The organism is Keratinibaculum paraultunense (assembly GCF_016767175.1).
GTDB classification, from domain to species: domain Bacteria; phylum Bacillota; class Clostridia; order Tissierellales; family Tepidimicrobiaceae; genus Keratinibaculum; species Keratinibaculum paraultunense.
The window spans coordinates 2,168,081-2,188,840 of sequence record NZ_CP068564.1; the positions used below are offsets into that span (position 1 = coordinate 2,168,081).

Below are 20,760 nucleotides of genomic sequence, written 5' to 3' on the forward strand. Positions count from 1 at the left end.
AAAAGAGGTAGTCTTGCAAGACTACCTCTTTTTTTAAAAATTTAGTAAAATTATACTTTCCCTCTTGAACTCAAGAGAAAAATTATCTACCTCAGCCACCACCTGTAGTAAGCCATACAGATGTAGATGCTGAACTGGGTTCATATCCAGATAATGTAGTATCAACTTTTATAGTGTACGTCCCTACTGGGTCACTAGTACATGTGGATTTTGTAAAAGTAGCAATTCCATATGAATTAGTTGTTAATGTTGCAGTTTCATTAATCCCTCTTGGATTAGTAAGTGTAACCTTAACTGTCGCACCTATTAGAGCATTTTTATTTTCATCTGTTACTTTAATTGTAGCTGTAATTTTTTCTCCTTGTTTATAAGATGTTTTATCTGTTGAAATATTGGTTAATGTCTTTTTTATTGGTATTGGATCTGGTTCTGGTTCTGGTTCTGGATCTGGTTCTGGCATAACTTCATCTACTAATTTAATAGTAGTATTAGCAGTACTATTTTCATATCCATTTGTAGGGAAAGTGTTTGCAGTAATTTTATAAGTTCCTAGTTCCATTGAAGATGTTGTATTAAAATTATATACAGCAATACCTGAAGTATTTGTCAATAATATATTTCTAAATGTAGTTCCATTAGGTCTTGTAATATATAAATCTATCCATGCATATGGCATTGGTCTGCCATCTCTATCTGTTACTTTTATATTTATCTTTGCAGTTTCTCCTCTTAAATATTCTGTTTTATCTGTTGTTATAGTTGTAATTGTTGCATAGATAGGTAAATCTGGCTCTGGTTCTGGTTCTGGTTCTGGATCTGGTTCTGGCATAACTTCATCTACTAATTTAATAGTAGTATTAGCAGTACTATTTTCATATCCATTTGTAGGGAAAGTGTTTGCAGTAATTTTATAAGTTCCTAGTTCCATTGAAGATGTTGTATTAAAATTATATACAGCAATACCTGAAGTATTTGTCAATAATATATTTCTAAATGTAGTTCCATTAGGTCTTGTAATATATAAATCTATCCATGCATATGGCATTGGTCTGCCATCTCTATCTGTTACTTTTATATTTATCTTTGCAGTTTCTCCTCTTAAATATTCTGTTTTATCTGTTGTTATAGTTGTAATTGTTGCATAGATAGGTAAATCTGGCTCTGGTTCTGGTTCTGGTTCTAAACTTACTACAGGTCTTCCTTCTTCTAACCATTTATTCATTCCTCCAAGCATCCTATAAACTTCTTTAAAATTCAATTCTTTCATTAAATCTACAGTATATCCGCTACGACCTTGAGTCCTACAATAAACTAAATATTTTTTATCTCTGTCTAGTTTTTCTATCTCACTTCTAAAATTATCCCCATAATAATCAATATTTATTGCACCTTCAATATGGGCTTCTTTATATTCCTCTGGAGTCCTTACATCTAAAATAACAAATTGCGGATTGTTTTTATTAGCTGCTATCATTTCTGCTGCTTCTTGAGTAGAAATATCCTTAAATATTGGTTCTATTACATCTTCACCTCTAGCTGCTTTAACTGCTTCATAAGCATCTACTATCCCGTAACCATAGTAATAGCTATCACCTGCATATTGTGCTGTCTCTCTTAATATATCTGCAGCTTCTTGTACAGAAATATTTTTATTAACTGATCGCATCAATCCTGCTACTCCAGCTACATGAGGACTTGCCATTGAAGTACCTGACATATATTGATACCCATTATTAGGAACTGTACTATATACATTTACTCCTGGTGCCATGACATCTAAGCCTGTCCCATAATTAGAAAAGCTTGCCCTATTTCTATTTGAATCTACAGCTCCTACTGCTATTACACCATCATATGCTGCTGGATAACTAATCCTGGAAGAATATTCATTACCACTAGCTGCTACTATAATAACACCTTTTGACATTGCTGTTTGACATGCATTATCAAATGCTTGTACATATCCTCCGCCACCTAATGACATATTAATTACATCAGCTCCTACATTAGCTGCATGTAATATACCTTCAATTATCCCATAAACTGATCCACTGCCATTATCGCCTAATACTTTTACTGGTATTAAAGTACCTTGTTTCATAACTCCTGACACTATGCCATAACTAGCAATTGTTCCTGCTACGTGAGTACCATGACCAGCTCTATCCATAAAATCTGAACTATTAGAACTTGTAAAGTTTTTCCCTAAACTTGTGTTAACATAGTTTCTCAAACTTTGATGATTATAGTCAATTCCAGTATCTACTACAGCTATTTTTACATCCATACTACCTGGGGTAATATCCCAAGCTTGTGGTGCTTTAATCATTTCATATTGCCATTTCTGATTATTATGAACATCATAAATTTGAATTTCTTCATCTTCTGCAACTTCTCCTATTGCATGCATTATATAATTTGGTTCAATGCTATTTACTTTTAAACCATTGCTTTCTAGTTCTTGTTTTAAAGCCTTAATTGCATGATCTATAGTTTTATATTCATTAGATGAATAACCAACCAAATAAACATATCCCATATTTTCAATTACAGTTGCTTTAAAATTACTATCAAAATTACTTGTTTTGATATTATTCTCATCAGTATCAATAAGGGATTTTTTAATATTAAATCCTTTTTTACTATTAATTATTGAAGTATGTTTAACAATGTTATTTCTAATACTTTGGGTTGAATAACCATTATCCTTTTGAATAGAAACTATCAATTCTCCTGGAACATATTGATCTGCATTACTATTTGATAATAATTGACTTTCTGCCATGACTGGAATTGTCATAGCCATGATTAACGTTAAAACCATCAATAAACGTAAAAACTTTTTCATTACTTTTCCCCCTTTTTAAATTTTTTAAATTTTTATTTTTAATACTTAAAAAAAATATTTTTTAATCACCTCCTAATAAATATTTTTTTGTTATAAATATAATAAATAACTTGCTTAATTTTACTATAATTATATTTATAACTAAGTTTTATAATTTTTTACACTTAATATTAAGCTATCTTATTTTTATAATATTACATACAAAGTATAATCACAACGTGATTCAAATCTGGATTTAAAATTCACTTTACAAAACATAAAAAAAAGATCACTTTTCAGTGATCTTACACTTTCTATCTTATCCACCACAGTATATTCATTACTAATATACGCTAGTTTTATGGGTTACACTCCAATTTCATAGTAATACTTTTAAAACTATTCTCTTTTTATAAATTCTCCTTCTTTCATTATCATTTCCATATTTCCAACAGAAATATTATGAATATCTTCAAGAGGATTGCCCTTAACAACCAATAGATCAGCAAATTTACCTTCTTCAAGAGTCCCAGTAATATCATCTATTTTAAGCATCTCTGCACCATTTTTAGTAGCCGCTACTATTACTTCCATCTCAGAAAGCCCAGCTCTATTAAGAGCATACATCTCAGTAATAGCATATTCTCCATAAGGGGTTAAACTGCTACAGAATGAATCTGAACCTACAGTTATTCTTATACCTTTACTATTAGCATTTTTAAGATTTTCTATTATACGATTTAATTCCTTTTCAGCTATTGTATCACCTGGATAGTTATCTAATATAGGTCTATAAGGTGGTTCGTATACTGTAAACCATTCGTAAAAAAACTGTAATGTCGGACAAAAGGTAATATCCTTTTCCTTCATTATTTCCAAACATTCTTCATTTAATTCTTGTCCATGAATAATTGCAGACACACCTGCTTTACAAGAATTTAGAGCTCCATCATATCCTTCAGCGTGAGACCAAACTGGTAGCCCAATCATATTACATTCATCTACTACTGCTTGAATTTCTTCCATACAATAATGGCTATCCGCCTTAGCATCATGTCTCCATATTCCTCCTCCTGTAGTCCATATCTTAATAGCATCAGGATTTTCACGAATTCTCCTTCTAATAGCTTTCCTCAATTCCCAAGGTCCGTCTACTCTTTCTGCCCAAGGATGAGATTTGTCATTATATTCTAAAGGTAATTTATGTGAATCTCCATGACCAGAAGTCCTACAAAATCCAAGCCCTGTTGCTACCACCCTAGGTCCAGGAATAATCCCTTTTTCAATCATATTACGAATATGTATCCCAAATCGAGAAATTTCACCCACAGATGTAAGTCCATGTTCTAATGCTTCTCTAGCTTGAGCTACTGCTACTATAGTTTTTTGAGTAACAGGTTCTAATACCCATTCAGTATCATCATCAGTAAGATTTCCACTAAAATGTAAATGAGTATCAATTATACCTGGCATTATGGTTTTCCCTCTGATATCAATAATTTCATAATCTTTCCCAAAATCCTTCATTGGTCCAGCATACTGAATTTTCTTATCCTTTATCAAGACCAAAGAATTTTCTAAAGCCTTTTTCCCAGTTCCATCAATTAAAAGTCCACCTGTAAAAGCAATTTTTGTCATATAACCCCTCCCTGTATAATACATGTAGTGTTAAACATAAAGATATATTTAAACACCCAAATATTGATATTTAAACACTTTATATTAATTTGGATGTCTCTCCTTTTTGTTTTTATTTTTTATTTTTTTACTACTAATTTCTACTACTAACAATATATTTTATCTCTTTCCCGATAACTTATCAAGGAATACCTAAAAAATTAAGCATTTGTGCTGTAACTTCTTTTTTTAATAAACTACAAAGATTTCCCTTAATATAATCTTTCTATTTCTAAATTGAAAATAATTATTTTGGTATAATGTTATACTTTATGATATTTCTAATTATAAATTATCATAAAATTTTTTAAATGACTTCGCTTTTTATAAATCATTCATTTTGCTTCACATAAAATATAAAGCTGAATAAAAAATTTTATTTATATATTTAAGTAAATTTCATAATTTAAAAACGTTGATTTTACTAATTTCTACAATAACAAAAAAAGGATTTCACCCCATTAATATCGAATATGTTAAGTGATACCAAAACAAAAAACGATGGGGGTGAAATCACTTAACATGTATATTCGACAAACATCTCTTTTTTCCTTTAAAGAAATTATTAAATTTCAGCAACAATCTAGATTAGAATTAATTTTAGCTAATATTGATGTCTCTAAACTTGCTAACGAACTCAGAAAACCTTCTAATTCCAAGGGTCCTAAAGGTTATGAGCCTGAGGTTTTTATTTATTCATTAATCGCAATGCAGGTTGAAAAAATTGATACTATTAAGGATTTAGTTGTCAAGCTTAAAGAAAATCCTGTACTTCGATATTGCTGTGGTTTTGATGTACTTGGTAAGGTTCCATCTGAATCCACTTTTAGTAGATTTCTTGAAAAACTATCAAACTCTGAATCTCTTGAACAGATTTTTCATGACTTAGTTATTAAAGCTAAAGAACTTGATATCATTGACGGAGAGCATATCTCAATAGATTCAACTAAATTGGATTCTTTTGAAGCTGCTAAGCCAAAGAAAAACATTGTTCATGACGGTACTAATCCTAACTGGGGAATGAAAAAAGATACCAATGGCAACAACATACGATGGTTTGGTTGGAAACTCCATATTCTTTGTGATTCCAAAAGTGAGTTGCCACTAGATCTGCTAATCTCCCCAGCTAGTAATTATGATGGTACCATGGCTTTGCCTTTGATAAAGCAATTCTTTGAAAACTATAAAGATACCTTTAAACCTAAATATTATGCTATGGATTCTGCCTATGATCTTGATTATGTCTACAAGACCATAATCAACGAATATCAAGGCATTCCAATAATAGCTTACAATCCAAGGGGTAGCTATGCTCCACCTGAAGGATTAGATGAAGCTTTTAATCCTATTTGTTCAGGAGGTTACAAGTTAGTTTACTGGGGCAAAGATGGAAATTATTTAAAATTTAGATGCCCTCATGCCCTAGGACGGTGTGATTGTCCACACGGGATGAACTGGTGCTCAAGCTCTAATTACGGCTATACCCTTAAAGTAAACTATAAAGAAAATCCAAGGTATTATGGTTATCCTTTACGATACACAGATGTTTGGAAAAAGCAATATGATAAAAGAACCTCCGTAGAAAGGTGTTTTAGTAGATTAAAATGCTACCTAAACCTCGATAATGTAAGGTCTAAAGGTATTAAAAAAGTCAAGGTCCACGCAATATTAAATTGCATAGCACTAATATCAGGTACCATAGCAATAAACACAATGAAATCTTTGAGTAAAGCAGCTTAACAAACTATATAAATATACTAAGAATTGAGGATTTTACTGTCGAAAATATTAATAATAATTTCAAAATCCCATTTATTAATGGGCTAATTCTTTATACTCTTTTTTAACCTTGATTAAAAAAGTTAATTATGCAATTTCCTCATTTAACAAACAAGAAGCTATTGAAAAATAAACAATCAAACTAAGTGCGTCCACTATAGTGGTAATAAGGGGTCCTGCCATTATAGCTGGGTCTATATTGAGTTTTTTAGCTATCATGGGTAGTATTCCTCCTATAACCTTTGATATTACCACAGTCACAAATAAAGTTATAGATACAGTAAGAGCTATTAAAAATTCAACATTATGAACTAAATATATTCCAAATAAATTTACTATTGCTAATATAATCCCAACTATTAAACTAACTCCTAGTTCTTTTAATACAACTTTCCCTGTATCTTTAGGTGATATTTCTCCTAATGCAATGCCACGGATTATTAATGTAGAAGATTGACTTCCTGCATTTCCACCAGTATCCATAAGCATTGGTAAAAATGCTGTTAAAATCACCACAGACTGAAGAAAATTTTCAAACTTTCGTATAATACCTCCTGCAAAAGTATCAAAAATCATCAATACTAATAGCCATATAACTCTGTTTTTAGCTAAGGAAAGTACACTAGTTTCCAAATATTTTTCTTCCGTTGGAGACATAGCTGCCATCTTTTGAAAGTCTTCTGTTGCTTCTTGATCTATTACTTCCATAATGTCGTCTACAGTTATTATTCCTATTAATCGTCCTTCATTATCTACTACAGGTAATGCCAAAAATCCATATCTTTTAAATACCCTTGCTACTGTCTCTTGATCATCATGCGTATGAACATATATAACATCTCTTTCCATTATATCTTCAATTAATAAATCTTCATCACTTATGACAAGCTTTCTTAAAGATACTATTCCTTCTAACTTCCTATTTGCATCTGTAACATAGCAGGTATAAACTGTCTCCTTATCTAATCCTGTTTCCTTTATATGCTCTAGAGCTTCTTTTACTGTCATGTTCTTTTTTAAATCTACATATTCTATGGTCATTATGCTACCTGCTGATTCAGGTGGATATCTTAAAAATTGATTTATTAAATTCCTTTCTTCTTCTTTAGCATTTAATAATATCTTCTTTACTACATTAGCTGGAACTTCTTCTAGTATGTCTATCATGTCATCAAAATATAACTCATCTACTATAATGCTTTAATTCTTTATCTGTAACTAAGCTTACAAGCTCCCTTTGCTGTTCTACAGAAAAATGAGCAAATACTTCTACTGCTAAATCCTTGGGTAAAGTTCTAAATATAAGTAAAGCAGTTTGAACATCCAAGGATTCTAATAATTCAGCTACATCTACTGGATTCATCTTTTTTCTTTTATTAGTTCTTTTAGTCTTTTTTCATCCATATTACCCCCCTTAGAAGAACCTTAATCTTTGGTAATGATTAGGGTTCTTCATATTATTTGATTTCATATAACTATAATTGCAACAACTGGGCAGCGGTTCAGAATCCACTAATCATCACCCCCTTTGTGTCCTCCCTTAGGGAAATATTTTTCCTACAACAATAGATTATTAGATTATTAAGAACTTTTGTTTTTCACATTTTCACTCCTTTTTGGCTACAATAAAATAAAGGGAATATTGGGGACTTTTTATCTTCAATTTAGGTGCTATCCAATTATAATTACAAATAAATTATAACCCTTTTCTATCAACTATAAGTCTCTCCTTTCAAACACCTTAAGTGAATATATACAGGAACCTAAGTATATTATTAAAGCCATGCCTATAAATAAAAACGATAAATTTTTAAATGAATCTATTTTTGATACTAAAGAGCTATGTGATAATTTTTGTGTTACAACCGGTAGTAGAAACGGAGATAAAAATATAAACAAATTCCCAATAACTTTCATTTTTTTATAACCTATTTTGTAATATAAACTTAAATTTATCCCAAACCACATACTTATAAAAATTGACGTTATTGATAATATCGTTCCATTCAAATATCCTACTGGATAAAAATTAAGATAATTTGTTATTATTGAAATTAATATATATAAGCATTATACTTATAAATGCAATAAGCAAAAACAAATATCTTCCTATTACAATTGCATCTCTACAATATGGGGATATAATTAAATATGTACGCTCATATTCATTGTCTTCAAGTAATGCTAATCCATTAAATAATATATGAATCCCAAAAAATTCAACCAATAAAAATGACATAAAGTCGTTTATAGGTTGTTGCAAGTTATGGTTTATAAAAATTATTGCAACCGTTAGGATTGGTAGAAGATAAATTATGTATTTCTTCTGAAGTATAATATCTTTTCTTATAGAAAATATAAGTCTTCTCATTTTAACTATCATTCCTTTCGCTGTGCTCAATGCACAAAAATCAAATAAGTATGCTTTTAATCTTTATTTAAATAAAAACCATTTAAAATGTTAGGTATTTAGTAAATGCCTACTATTTAACTATTTTTTTGAAGTGCTCTTCAGGTCATTGCTTATTCAATACGCTTTAAACTATTTGTTTTTAAGTTATTTACCCCTATTCTTTATCATCATAATCATAACTTCTTCTATAGTACATTTATCGATTGAAACAAATTGTTCTTGTGAAAATTCAAGATCTCCCGCAATATATCCTGTAAATAAATCTTCATCTACTTTTTCTATATTATAAACTTTGTTAGTGAATTCACTGTTTTCCAAATGGTCAGTATACAAACCTACCTTCTGATAGGAATTTATAAATTCATTTTTAGTACCTGAGAATAAAATGGTACCATCATGTATTAAAATTATGTTATCAGCTATTTTATCCAAATCTGAAGTAATATGAGTGGAAAAAATAACACTTTTTTCTTCTTCATTTATTCTATTAATTCCACTATTATTTTATCTCCTTATTTAAAGACCTGTATTATCGGGTACTAAAAATAAAATAAAATTATAGATCTTGCAATTTTTTCAAAAGCAATATATATAGTTACTAGGTCTTTCCTGATAATCCAAATATTAATTTTTCTTCATATTTAACAACTGCTTTTCCCTCCTAACTTTTCATTAAAATGTTCCAAATCCTTTTTAGTATTTAAATTTTTAAATATATCTAAACTCGGACTATATCTTTTGACTAATTTTTCTTCAATATAATATGTGTTTAGCTTCTTAACTAAACTTTTAATATCTCTCTTTTCTGTTTCCAAATGTTCTCTAATACTTTCTGTAATTTTTTTGCTATAAAATCCATGAAATGGTTCTATATTACCATTAACTTTCGTTATGCAAACATCTACTTTATATTTATCTATGATTTCTTTCATATAGTTTATATAATCAATATCAATATTAGGCATATCACAAGCTATGACAAATGCATACTCAAATTTAGCTTCTTTTAAACCTGTATAAATACCAGCTAAAGGTCCTGCATTCTTGATTATATCTGTTAAAATTTTCTGTCCATACCCTCTATATTCTTTAGGCTTATTTGTTACAATGATTATTTCCTCAAACTCTTTTTTTAACTTTTCTATCATCATATCAATTAATCTTTTATTATTAATTTTTAAAAATTGTTTATCAAAACCCATTCTAGAACTTTTACCACCAGCTAATATTATTGCTGTTCCAAATTTTTTCATAATATCACCTTTAGATAAAATTCACTATCTAGGGAATAATCTGAGGAGTAAGCCTCAAACTGTAATATCTTATAGCTTCTACTATTCCATTTGCCATTTCAGTACAAACTTTTATAATAGCTTCAGGAATCACATCTCTTGAACTAAAACCTGTTTCTCCTATATTTCTGTAACTTTTTCTACCTTTACAGCAGAAATCTTATACTCTGCAGTCTTAGTAATAGGGTCATAAGCTGAGTTAGTTAATTCATTTACTGGAGATTCTTTATAGTGGAAAGTCATAAACATCATCCCAGGTTTTACTTTTTCAGTTATAGTAACCCTTGTTGTTATAGAGCCCCGTCTAGAAGTAACTCTTACAAAATCTTCTTCCTTAACTCCTATTTTCTCTGCATCTATTGGATTAATCTCTGCTAGTTCGTAAGGTCTTATATCGTTTAAACTTTTTAAATATCTAGTCATAACATTGTAATGATAAAGCATTCTACCAGTGGAAAGTAATATAGGATATTCATCACATACTAATTCTGCCGGTTCTTCATATTCTACTGGAATCATCAAACCTTTACCATGTGTAAACTCCTCTTTATGGAGGAAAGGTGTTCCAGGATGATCTTCTGTTGGGCAAGGCCACTGCAATCCTACTTTATCTATTCTCTTATAATTTATTCCTCTATAAGTAGGCATTGTAATCCTTATTTCTTCAAATATTTCTTCTGCATCTTCATAATCAAAACCTTTGGCTCCCAATCTCTGAGCAACCTCTATTAATATTTTCCAATCTTCTCTACATTCTCCAGGTGCCTTAACTGCTTTACGCACTCTTTGAACTCTTCTTTCTGTATTCGTAAAAGTCCCATCCTTTTCTGCATAACAAGCTGCAGGAAAAACTACATCTGCAAATTTAGCAGTTTCTGTTAAAAACAAATCTTGAACTACTAGAAAATCTAAACTATTTAAAGCTTTTTTTACATGATTTGCATCAGCATCTGTAAGTACTGGATCTTCACCCATTATATACATAACCTTTACATTGCCTTTTAAAGCTTCATCTAGCATTTCTGGTATTCTTAACCCGTAATTAGGATTTAATGGGACTCCCCAAGTTTTTTCAAAAAACTTTCTGCTTTCTTTAGATGCTACATCCTGATACCCTGGATAAATATTAGGGAGAGCACCCATATCACAAGCCCCTTGAACATTATTTTGTCCTCTTAATGGATTTATACCTGCATTTTCTATTCCTAAATGACCTGTTAACATAGCTAAATTTGCTAAATTCATTACATTTGCCGTTCCTGTAGTATGTTCTGTTATTCCTAAAGTATAAAATATCCCTGCTTTTTTTGTACTAGTATATAGTTTTGCTGTTTCGTATAATAATTCTTCTGGTATTCCAGTTATTCTATATACTACTTCTGGTGTGTATTTTTCTATTGTCTCTAATAAGTTTTCAAATCCCTTACAACGTTTTTCTATAAACTCCTTATCGTGCCAGTTTTCTTTTACTATAATATGCATTAACCCATTTATTAAAGCTGCATCTGTACCTGAATTCAAAGGCAACCATAAATCCGCCATAGAAGCTAATTCTGTCTTTCTAGGATCCACAACTATTAGTTTAGCTCCGTTTTTTACCGCTTTCTTCATCTTGTTCCCAATTATAGGATGAGCTTCTGTAGTATTTGATCCTATAACAAATAGTACTTCATTCCCTTCTACTTCACCAATAGAATTAGTCATAGCTCCACTTCCCAATGTAGTTGCAAGACCTGCAACCGTTGGAGCATGTCAGGTTCTAGCACAGTGATCTACATTATTTGTTCCTATGGCAACTCTCATCATCTTTTGGAATACAAAATTTTCTTCATTAGTACAACGTGCGGAACTAAGCCCTACAATTGAATCTGGACCATAATTTCTTTTAGCATTTTGTAAATTTTCTACCACTAAAGCCATAGCTTCTTCCCAACTAGCTTCTACAAATTTTCCTTTTTTCTTAATTAAAGGAGTAGTCAATCTATCGGGACTATTTATAAAGTCAGTATGATATCTACCTTTTACACAAAGGGAAGTACCATTTACAGGAGATTCTGGATTTGGTGTTACTCCTACTACTTTGCCGTCTTTTATGTTTAAATCAAAATTACACCCCGTTCCGCAGAAAGGACAAGTAGTTCTAACTTTTTCCACCTCCCAAGGTCTTATGCCTTTAAACTGTTTATTTATAAGTGCTCCAGTAGGACATACACTAATACATTGCCCACATAACCTACAATTCTCATAATCTATTGGTTCATCAAAAGCAGTCGTAACTTTTGTATTAAATCCTCTTCCTACAAAATCTACAACATTACTTATTTGAATTTCTTTACATACTCTTACACATTTCCCACACAATATACACTTGTTTTGATCTCTCTCCATAACAGGATTTAAACTATCTATAGCGTAGTTTTTCTTTTCCCCTTTAAAAGAACCACCTTTTATATTATATTTATAAGCATAATCTTGAAGTTTACATTCCCCAACTTTATCACAAGTTAAACAATCCATTGGATGATTAGATAATAATAAATCTAAAATATCCTTACGAACTTTAACTACCTTTTCGGATTCTGTATATATTTCCATTCCTTCTTTCACCTTGGTTGAACAAGAAGCAACAAGATTTTTATAGCCCTTTATTTCTACTAAACATAATCTACATCCACCAAAAGGTGAAAGATTTTTATCATAGCATAGAGCTGGTATTTCAATACCTATTTTTTCAGCTGCTTGAATTATATTATAATCCCTAGGCACTGTTACATCCTGCCCATCTATATTAATAGTTACATTACTCATATTTATACCTCCTATTTTTTAATTACTGCACCAGCTGGGCATACTTCCATACAGGTACCACATTTAATGCATTTTTCCGTATCTATAACATGTCTTTCCTTAATTTCACCACTAATACATGATACTGGACAATTTCTAGCACATTTTGTACATCCAATACATTTCTCTGTAATAAAATACTCTAACAAAGATTGACATGTACCGCTAGGACATCTTTTCTCATTTACATGAGCTTCATATTCATCTCTAAAGTATTTTAATGTAGATATTACTGGATTAGCTGCAGTTTGACCAAGCCCACATAATGATGCTATAGTTATAGTTCCCGATAAAGATTCTAAAGTATCAATATTTTCTAATGTACCCTCACCCTTTGTTATTCTTTCCAATGTCTCAAGCATTCGTTTGGTACCTTCTCTACAAGGGGTACACTTCCCGCAAGATTCTTCTACAGTAAAATCTAAAAAGAATCTAGCTATATCCACCATACAATTATCTTCATCCATAACAACCATTCCACCAGAACCCATTATAGAGCCAAGTTCTGCTAAAGATTCAAAATCTACAGAAATATCTAAATATTTTTCTGGTATACATCCTCCTGATGGACCTCCTGTTTGAACTGCCTTAAACTTTTTATCATTAGGTATTCCTCCACCTATATCAAATATTATATCCCTTAACGTAACTCCCATAGGTATTTCAACTAATCCAGTGTTTTTTACCTTCCCTCCTAGAGCAAATACCTTCGTGCCAGGAGAATCTTTAGTACCAATTGATCTAAACCAATCTACTCCTTTTTGGAATATTACTGGAATATTTGCAAAAGTTTCTACATTATTTATTATAGTTGGTTTCCCCCATAGCCCCTTATGAGAAGTCCTATGAATTTTAACTCTGGGCATGCCTCTTTTCCCTTCAATGGATTCCATCAAAGCTGTTCCTTCTCCACATACAAAAGCTCCAGCTCCTAGTCTCAATTCTATATCAAAATTAAAATCAGTCCCGAATATATTTTTCCCAAGTAAACCTTTCTCCTTAGCTTGTTCTATAGCTACTTCAAGTCTATGGACTGCTATTGGATATTCTGCTCTTACATATACATAGCCTTGATTTGCTCCTATAGCATAACCACATATAGCCATGGCTTCCAATACAGAATGAGGATCTCCTTCCAATATTGATCTATCCATAAATGCTCCTGGGTCTCCTTCATCTGCATTACATATTACATACTTTTGATCTGCAGAATATTTAAAAGCTGTTTCCCACTTTTTCCCTGTTGGGAATCCTGCTCCTCCTCTTCCTCTAAGATTAGAAGTCTTAACTAAATCTATTACCTCTTGTTGGGTCATTTCAGTTACAGCTTTTGATAAAGCTTGATATCCATCTAAAGCAATATATTCATCAATATTTTCAGGATTTATAAGCCCACAGTTTCTTAAAGCTACCCTAGTTTGTTTTTTATAAAAGTTTATTTCATTCACAGGTTTTATAACACCATCTACATAGGATTCCTTAAATAATAATCTTTTTACCACATGACCTTTTTGTAGATGCTCTTCTACTATTTCATTCACATCTTCTAATTTTACATGGCTATAAAAAATTCCTTCAGGATATATTACAATATTAGGACCAGATTCACATAAGCCAAAACATCCAGTCAATATTACTTTAATATGTCCATCTAAACCTTTTTCTTTAACTTTTTCTGCTAACAACTCCCTTATCTTGTCTCCTTCTGAAGAATGACATCCTGTTCCTCCACATACTAGTACATGAGTTGAATGCAATTTTATACATTCTTTATCATCTACTATGCTTCTTTGTTCTTGTTTTCTTAAACTAATTTTAGCTAATGTTTCTTCTTTAATTTTATTTAAATCTTCAATAGTTATCATTTTTACACCCCCAAATTACCTATACTTGTCTAATACCTCTTTCACATCTTCTGGTTTAAGCCTACCATACACATCTTCATTCACCACTAATACAGGTGCTAAACCACAGGCTCCTAAACATCTTGTATCACTAATGGAAAATTTTCTATCTGGAGTAGTCCCTCCTACTGTAATACCTAGCTCTTCTTCTACCTTGTCCAATATCTTTTGAGCTCCTTTAACATAACAAGCAGTTCCTAAACATACACTTATTTGATTTTCTCCTTTTGGAATTAAAGAAAATCGAGAATAAAATGTAACAACTCCATATATTTCTGATAAAGGTATTTTAAGCTCTTCTGATATTACATTTAGAATTTCCTTTGGTAAGTAACCAAATTGGTCTTGAGCTTTGTGTAATACCGCCATTAACGCACCTTGTTTTCCTTTATTTTTTTCTATAAATATTTTAAAATTTTTAATTTTTTCCTTATTAGCTTCCAAATCAAATTGAAATTCCATATATAAGCCTCCCTTTTTTAAAAATTAATTTATATTAACAAAACCGATTCTATTTTATTAAATCTGCTACTAGTGCATTAGTTATTTGCTGCAATTCATCTACACTTAACTCTATTTGTACCCCTATTTTCCCACCACTAACTACTATAGTATCTAAATTTAAAGCAGATTCATGTATGAAAGTAGGATAATCTTTTTTCATTCCTATGGGAGAGCAACCTCCTCTAATATATCCAGTATATTTGGTTATATCCTTTACTGGAAGCATCCCTACTTTTTTTTCACCTGTCATCTTTGCGGCTTTTTTAAGATCCAATTCTTCAGATACAGGTATTATAAAAATATATATATTTCCACTTTCTCCTTGAGCTACTAATGTCTTAAATACTTCCTTAAGACTTTTCCCAATTTTTTGCGATACAGAAACCCCATCTATTTTTCCATCATTATTATCATAAGTTATAACATTATATCTTATACCATAATTCTCTAATATGCGTATAGCATTAGTCTTTGTTTTAGACATAGTTTTAGACATATAATCACCCCTATTAATAATTCCTTTTTTATATTATAGCACTTATCTGTGTATTATTATATAAATCCATTTGTTTTCATATTCAAGTATTTTATTCATGCTATTGGTAAAATAATATATTAAAATAATTTAAGAAAGGTTGAAATGAGCAAAGAAAATATGTTATTATCATAAGAGGAACAATTTTTTAAAACAATTCAAATATATTGCTACAAGGAGTGAATAAATTGAAAAAAATATTTACTATACTTTTAATTGTTTTACTTACAGTAAGTTTAGTAGCTTGCAACGCCAATAATAAACCAACAAAAAATAATATAGAAAAAGAACAAGATAATATAATTGATGAAAGGAAAGAAAATACTACCGAAGAAAAAAGTCAAATACAAGTAGAAGAATCTAGTCCAAAAGCTGATTATGAAAAAAAGGAAGTTATTTTATACTTCGTAAATAATGAATATATAAATACTGGGGATGAAAATTTAGAAAAGCTCATTCCAGAAAAAAGAATTGTTAAATATGGTGACATATCCTTAGAAGAAACCATTGTACAAGAATTGATAAAAGGACCTAAAGATGATAATTTAAGCACATTAATACCTGCAAATGTAAAAATATTGGGAGTAGAAGTATCTGATAATACTGCCTTTGTAAACTTCTCACAGGAAGACTTATACGGCAGCTCTATGGAAGAAACTTTTACAATAAATCAAATAGTAGGTAGCCTTTTAGAACTTGATAATATAAAAAGAGTGCAATTCTTAATAGATGGGGAAAAGGCAGAATCTTTGATGGGTCATTTTGATATAACAGAACCCTTTGAAAGTTTGCAATATTAAAACCTCCTTCAAGGAATATCCCTAGAAAGAGGTTTTAATACAATTAAACACCTTATTATGATAATATAAATAATAAAAGCATAAATAAATCGTTTTAATTACAAAATATCCTTATAGAAAGGAGAGATTATAAATAAAAAACGATAACATAGATATGATTAAAGAAGAAAAAAGAAAAGATGTAAAAAAACTAATTGAAACGGGTAAAAAAAATGGATTTCTCACTTATGATGAAATAATGAATTGTTTTGAAGATATAGAACTTGATGCTGAACAAATAGATGAATTATATCAAACATTAGAAGAAATAGGTATTGATATAGTAGATGAAGACATAGAAGAAAAAAAGGATGAAAAAAAGGATACAAAAACTAATGTTAATGCAAACAAAGGAATAGATGTTGGAGATCCTGTTAAAATGTATTTAAAAGAAATAGGTAAAATTCCTCTGCTTACAAAAGAAGAAGAAGTAGAACTTGCTAAGAGAATTGAAGCTGGTGACGAATCTGCAAAGAAAGAATTAGCAGAAGCTAATTTAAGACTAGTCGTTAGCATTGCTAAAAAATATATAGGTAGAGGCATGTCTTTTTTAGACTTAATTCAAGAAGGAAATCTAGGCCTCATTAAAGCAGTAGAAAAATTTGATTATACTAAAGGATATAAATTTAGCACTTATGCTACTTGGTGGATAAGACAATCTATTACAAGATCTATCGCAGATCAAGGTAGAACTATAAGAGTGCCAGTTCATATGATTGAAAATATAAATAAACTCACAAGGATACAAAGACAATTAGTACAAGAACTAGGAAGAGAACCAACTCCAGAAGAAATAGCAGAACAAATGAACGTTGAAGTAGATAAAGTAATAGATATGATTAGAATAGCACAAAAACCCATATCTTTGGAAACTCCTATAGGAGAAGAAGAAGATAGTCAATTAGGAGATTTTATAGAAGACGATCATATTGAATCTCCAGATGCAGTTACTACCCAAATAATGTTAAAAGAACAATTACTAGAAGTATTAGATACATTAACTCCTAGAGAACAACAAGTATTAAGATTAAGATTTGGTTTAGACGATGGCAGAACTAGAACTTTAGAAGAAGTAGGGAACGTATTTGATATAACTAGAGAAAGAATACGACAAATTGAAGCAAAAGCCCTAAGAAAACTTAAACACCCAAGTAGAAGTAGAAAATTAAAAGATTATTTAGAAGAATAAAACAAGGAATGGTTAACCATTCCTTGTTTTATTTTAAATTTAAAATAATATAAAATCATCATATATGGGTCTATAATGGATAATTATACTATTTTAAAAAAGGAGGCAATTCATTGTTTAAAGAAATATTAAAATTAATAATATATAGTGCAGAAAATTCTTTTTTACAAGTTACAGTATTTGTAGGAGCAGTTTTATTATTATTTGGATATATTAACTATAAACTATCTGGAAAATTGGTAAATAAAATAGAAAGTTCCAAAAAAATTCAACCTATAATTGGAGCATTATTAGGTCTTACCCCATAGAATTAAATCATAAAGAGTTAAATAATACGGTAAAACCTTTAAAACATATAGGACATGAAGAAGGTGATGAAATAGATTTTATTTTACATCATACTATTAGAGGACATCAAAAAAAAGATACATTAGCATATAAATTTACCCATAGTGTCTATGGAATATATTGGATAGTAATAGTTTTAGGGCTTATACTTGCCATATTAGATTTATTTCAAATAAATTTGAACAACTTATTAATAACTAATTTAAGTACTATATTTGGTGTATTAGGGACGCTTTTCTCCATAATTATGATGATAATGAGTAAAAAATTTATTCAAGATGATACTCATGAAGAAGCTGAATTAAAAGCATTAAACTTAAAAGAAACTATAATACATAATGCTCAAGAAACTGCATTTGTTGCCACATGGGTCTTTCTAGCATATTTAGCCTATGAATTGTTTATAATTGCATTAGTAAGGGAAACTATGCAATAGGTGAAAAATTAATCACTTCATTTTTAACTCAAACTGGACTATCTGCAGTAATAATAGGAATATTGGTAGGCATAATTCCAGGATGTGGTCCTCAAATAATATTTGTTACCTTGTATACTAAAGGCTTAATTCCATTTGCAGCCCTTTTAGCCAATGCTATATCTCAAGACGGAGATGCACTATTCCCTTTAATAGCAATAGATAAAAAATCTGCCTTATGGGCTACTATACTCACTACTATACCTGCAATTATAACAGGATTAATAGCTTATTTTATCGAAATTAACTTTTTTTAAATAAATAAACATAACCACTTAAACATTTTTAAGTGGTTATGTTTATTTATGAAATTTAATAAATTTATTTAAAAATTGTTTAATTAGCTATCCTTTTATAATTTGTATATTTATTTTTCTATTTCTTGGTCCATCAAATTCGCAGAAATAAATCCCTTGCCATATACCAAGATTTAATTTCCCACCCTCTATTATCACACTACATGAAGAACCCATCAGAGAAGCTTTTATATGAGCATGAGAATTGCCTTCCACATGCCTATAGTTTCCTGATACTGGGAATACATTATTTAAACTATCTAATATATCATGTATAACATCAGGATCAGCATTCTCATTAATTGTGATACCTGCAGTAGTATGAGGCACTGCTATTACCACTAATCCTTCTTCTACTCCACTTTTTTTAATTTCCTTTTGAACAATATCAGTAATATCAATAAATTCTTGAGGTTTATTAGTTTGTATACTATATTCTATCATCTTTCGCTTTATATTCGCCTCCTTTAAAACTTATAAATAGGAATATTTCTTCTCTGTTAAGATAACAATAATTTCTTTACTACATATCTTCTAATATTTTAATTATTGTTGAATCCACATAAGGGAAACTTTCTTTACATAAAATTTCTAAATTTTTTATAGTTCCTTCTATTGTGTCTCCAATAATACCTACATTTGATTTTACTATAATATTTTCCATTGCTAAATAAGCCGAAATAACTGCTTCTTCTGCAGAAGTGGATAGCTTTAAAGAACAGGTTTCTTTAGCCCCATCACATATCATTCCAGTTAAATTTGCTAGCATATTTTGACATGCTCCTTCTATTTGCAAATCATTTCCTCCTAAAAGCCATGTAATTCCTCCACTAGCACCAATTCCTGCTGCAATAGCACAGCCACACATAGCTGATAATTTTCCTGTATATGCCTTTATATATCTATTTATCATATGGGCAAAAAACACTGCTCTTACAAGCCTTTCTTCTTCAACTTTTTCCCATTCTGCTACTACTATAATAGGTAATACAACTCCCAATCCTTGATTTCCACTCCCTGAGCTAGTCATTATAGGACAATTTCCTCCACCCATTCTAATATCAGCAGCTGCTGCTGTTAATATCCTTGCTTGAGTTGGAGGATTCTTTGATATTATGCCTTTTTGCTGAAGTTTATTTAAAGTATATCCAACTTTTGCTCCACTTTCCCAACATATTCCTTTTTCCGCTGCTTTTTTATTTAGCTCAATTCCAGCTTCTATAAACTCTAAATCTTCAATAGGAACAATCTCACATATATTTCTCATCTCTTTAAAAGTAAGTTCCTTTAAAAAATCACAAGTTTTTTTACTACTTTCCTCCATTTTATCCTGAAACATAACTTTCCCATTAACTTTAATTTCCTCAATATGATCATGGCTATCCTTTAATATTACTTCTATTTGTTCATTAGAAGTGGTGATAATTATATCTACAAATACATCTGGTACTTCTTCTACATATTTTACTTCTATTTTATTGTCCTTTATCATCTGATGTGCCTCTTTAGTAACTTTTTCATCTATTTCATTTAATACCATAAGCCCATAATCTTTACTTCCTCCTAATATTCCTAATAAAGCTGCTAAATCCAATCCCCAACTATTTGTATTAGGTATCTTAACAAATTTCCCATTTTTAAATATATTTTTACTTACAAATACATTTACTTCTTCTATTTCACCTGTTATATATTCTCTCGCTGCTGCTCCTGCTAAAGCTACAGCAATGGGTTCAGTACACCCCAGTGCAGGGATCGACTCTTGTTTAATAATTCTTACTATGTTATCAATAATTTTATTATTCAATTTTAACACCATCCTCATAAATAATTTA

Annotated in this window: 18 protein-coding genes and 1 pseudogene; 6 read left to right on the forward strand and 13 right to left on the reverse strand. The window is 30.3% G+C overall.

The annotated features are described in order from the left end of the window. Nucleotides 1-91: 91 nt before the first annotated feature. Both JL105_RS10615 and JL105_RS10620 read right to left on the reverse strand, forming a co-directional pair. The gene (locus tag JL105_RS10615) at nucleotides 92-2,848 is read right to left on the reverse strand and encodes a S8 family serine peptidase (protein ID WP_132028729.1); all 2,757 of its coding nucleotides are present in this window, start codon (nucleotides 2,846-2,848) and stop codon (nucleotides 92-94) included. 378 nt (nucleotides 2,849-3,226) lie between these two features. Then, complete coding sequence (locus JL105_RS10620) at nucleotides 3,227-4,465, reverse strand: metal-dependent hydrolase family protein (protein WP_132028732.1); 1,239 nt, start codon at nucleotides 4,463-4,465, stop codon at nucleotides 3,227-3,229. A 561-nt stretch (nucleotides 4,466-5,026) separates the two neighbouring features. Between JL105_RS10620 and JL105_RS10625 the strand changes: the two genes are divergently transcribed. Beyond that, nucleotides 5,027-6,244 carry a transposase gene (locus JL105_RS10625; protein ID WP_132029759.1) on the forward strand — a complete coding sequence of 406 codons (1,218 nt, stop codon included), beginning with the start codon at nucleotides 5,027-5,029 and terminating at the stop codon, nucleotides 6,242-6,244. A 126-nt stretch (nucleotides 6,245-6,370) separates the two neighbouring features. On the opposite strand, the gene mgtE is transcribed toward JL105_RS10625, so the two are convergent. The 9 genes and pseudogenes from mgtE to ybaK all read right to left on the reverse strand — a co-directional run bounded on the left by mgtE (nucleotide 6,371) and on the right by ybaK (nucleotide 15,739). Continuing rightward, the gene (gene mgtE / locus JL105_RS10630; RefSeq protein WP_273542362.1) at nucleotides 6,371-7,450 is read right to left on the reverse strand and encodes a magnesium transporter; all 1,080 of its coding nucleotides are present in this window, start codon (nucleotides 7,448-7,450) and stop codon (nucleotides 6,371-6,373) included. 16 nt (nucleotides 7,451-7,466) lie between these two features. Next, nucleotides 7,467-7,646, reverse strand: a complete 180-nt coding sequence (locus tag JL105_RS11590) for a magnesium transporter MgtE N-terminal domain-containing protein (protein WP_273542363.1) — start codon at nucleotides 7,644-7,646, stop codon at nucleotides 7,467-7,469. Nucleotides 7,647-7,999: 353 nt separating this feature from the next. Then, nucleotides 8,000-8,666 (reverse strand): annotated as a pseudogene (locus JL105_RS11720) (ABC-2 transporter permease). Between the two features lie 174 nt (nucleotides 8,667-8,840). Further along, nucleotides 8,841-9,029, reverse strand: a complete 189-nt coding sequence (locus tag JL105_RS10645) for a hypothetical protein (RefSeq protein WP_132028961.1) — start codon at nucleotides 9,027-9,029, stop codon at nucleotides 8,841-8,843. Nucleotides 9,030-9,337: 308 nt separating this feature from the next. Further along, complete coding sequence (gene mobA / locus JL105_RS10650; RefSeq protein ID WP_132028966.1) at nucleotides 9,338-9,949, reverse strand: molybdenum cofactor guanylyltransferase; 612 nt, start codon at nucleotides 9,947-9,949, stop codon at nucleotides 9,338-9,340. Nucleotides 9,950-10,108: 159 nt separating this feature from the next. Beyond that, a complete protein-coding gene (gene fdhF, locus JL105_RS10655; RefSeq protein ID WP_132028969.1) occupies nucleotides 10,109-12,796 on the reverse strand; it encodes a formate dehydrogenase subunit alpha in 2,688 nt (895 codons plus the stop codon). A gap of 11 nt (nucleotides 12,797-12,807) precedes the next feature. Then, nucleotides 12,808-14,700, reverse strand: coding sequence for an NADH-quinone oxidoreductase subunit NuoF (locus tag JL105_RS10660; protein WP_132028972.1), 1,893 nt, complete (start codon nucleotides 14,698-14,700; stop codon nucleotides 12,808-12,810). A gap of 15 nt (nucleotides 14,701-14,715) precedes the next feature. Next, nucleotides 14,716-15,201 (reverse strand): NADH-quinone oxidoreductase subunit NuoE, encoded by a 486-nt coding sequence (gene nuoE / locus JL105_RS10665; RefSeq protein ID WP_132028975.1) that lies wholly within the window; start codon nucleotides 15,199-15,201, stop codon nucleotides 14,716-14,718. A 49-nt stretch (nucleotides 15,202-15,250) separates the two neighbouring features. After that, nucleotides 15,251-15,739: a Cys-tRNA(Pro) deacylase gene (ybaK, locus tag JL105_RS10670; protein ID WP_237722279.1), complete on the reverse strand. Its 489-nt coding sequence runs from the start codon at nucleotides 15,737-15,739 to the stop codon at nucleotides 15,251-15,253. Nucleotides 15,740-15,966: 227 nt separating this feature from the next. Between ybaK and JL105_RS10675 the strand changes: the two genes are divergently transcribed. The 5 genes from JL105_RS10675 to JL105_RS11600 all read left to right on the forward strand — a co-directional run bounded on the left by JL105_RS10675 (nucleotide 15,967) and on the right by JL105_RS11600 (nucleotide 18,886). Then, on the forward strand, nucleotides 15,967-16,578 hold the full coding sequence (locus JL105_RS10675; RefSeq protein ID WP_158280053.1) for a GerMN domain-containing protein: 612 nt from the start codon (nucleotides 15,967-15,969) through the stop codon (nucleotides 16,576-16,578). 154 nt (nucleotides 16,579-16,732) lie between these two features. Then, nucleotides 16,733-17,806 (forward strand): RNA polymerase sigma factor RpoD, encoded by a 1,074-nt coding sequence (rpoD, locus tag JL105_RS10680; protein WP_132028981.1) that lies wholly within the window; start codon nucleotides 16,733-16,735, stop codon nucleotides 17,804-17,806. Between the two features lie 113 nt (nucleotides 17,807-17,919). Beyond that, nucleotides 17,920-18,114: a putative manganese transporter gene (locus JL105_RS10685; RefSeq protein ID WP_132028984.1), complete on the forward strand. Its 195-nt coding sequence runs from the start codon at nucleotides 17,920-17,922 to the stop codon at nucleotides 18,112-18,114. Nucleotides 18,115-18,278: 164 nt separating this feature from the next. After that, nucleotides 18,279-18,590, forward strand: coding sequence for a putative manganese transporter (locus JL105_RS11595; RefSeq protein WP_420485361.1), 312 nt, complete (start codon nucleotides 18,279-18,281; stop codon nucleotides 18,588-18,590). 53 nt (nucleotides 18,591-18,643) lie between these two features. Beyond that, entirely contained in the window at nucleotides 18,644-18,886 is a 243-nt protein-coding gene (locus JL105_RS11600) for a putative manganese transporter (RefSeq protein WP_273542382.1), read from the forward strand. 87 nt (nucleotides 18,887-18,973) lie between these two features. Here the strand turns inward: JL105_RS11600 and JL105_RS10700 are convergent, their stop codons facing one another. Continuing rightward, nucleotides 18,974-19,369, reverse strand: coding sequence for a secondary thiamine-phosphate synthase enzyme YjbQ (locus tag JL105_RS10700; RefSeq protein ID WP_170169644.1), 396 nt, complete (start codon nucleotides 19,367-19,369; stop codon nucleotides 18,974-18,976). Between the two features lie 79 nt (nucleotides 19,370-19,448). Continuing rightward, the gene (locus JL105_RS10705) at nucleotides 19,449-20,732 is read right to left on the reverse strand and encodes an L-cysteine desulfidase family protein (RefSeq protein WP_237722280.1); all 1,284 of its coding nucleotides are present in this window, start codon (nucleotides 20,730-20,732) and stop codon (nucleotides 19,449-19,451) included. Nucleotides 20,733-20,760: the final 28 nt, after the last annotated feature.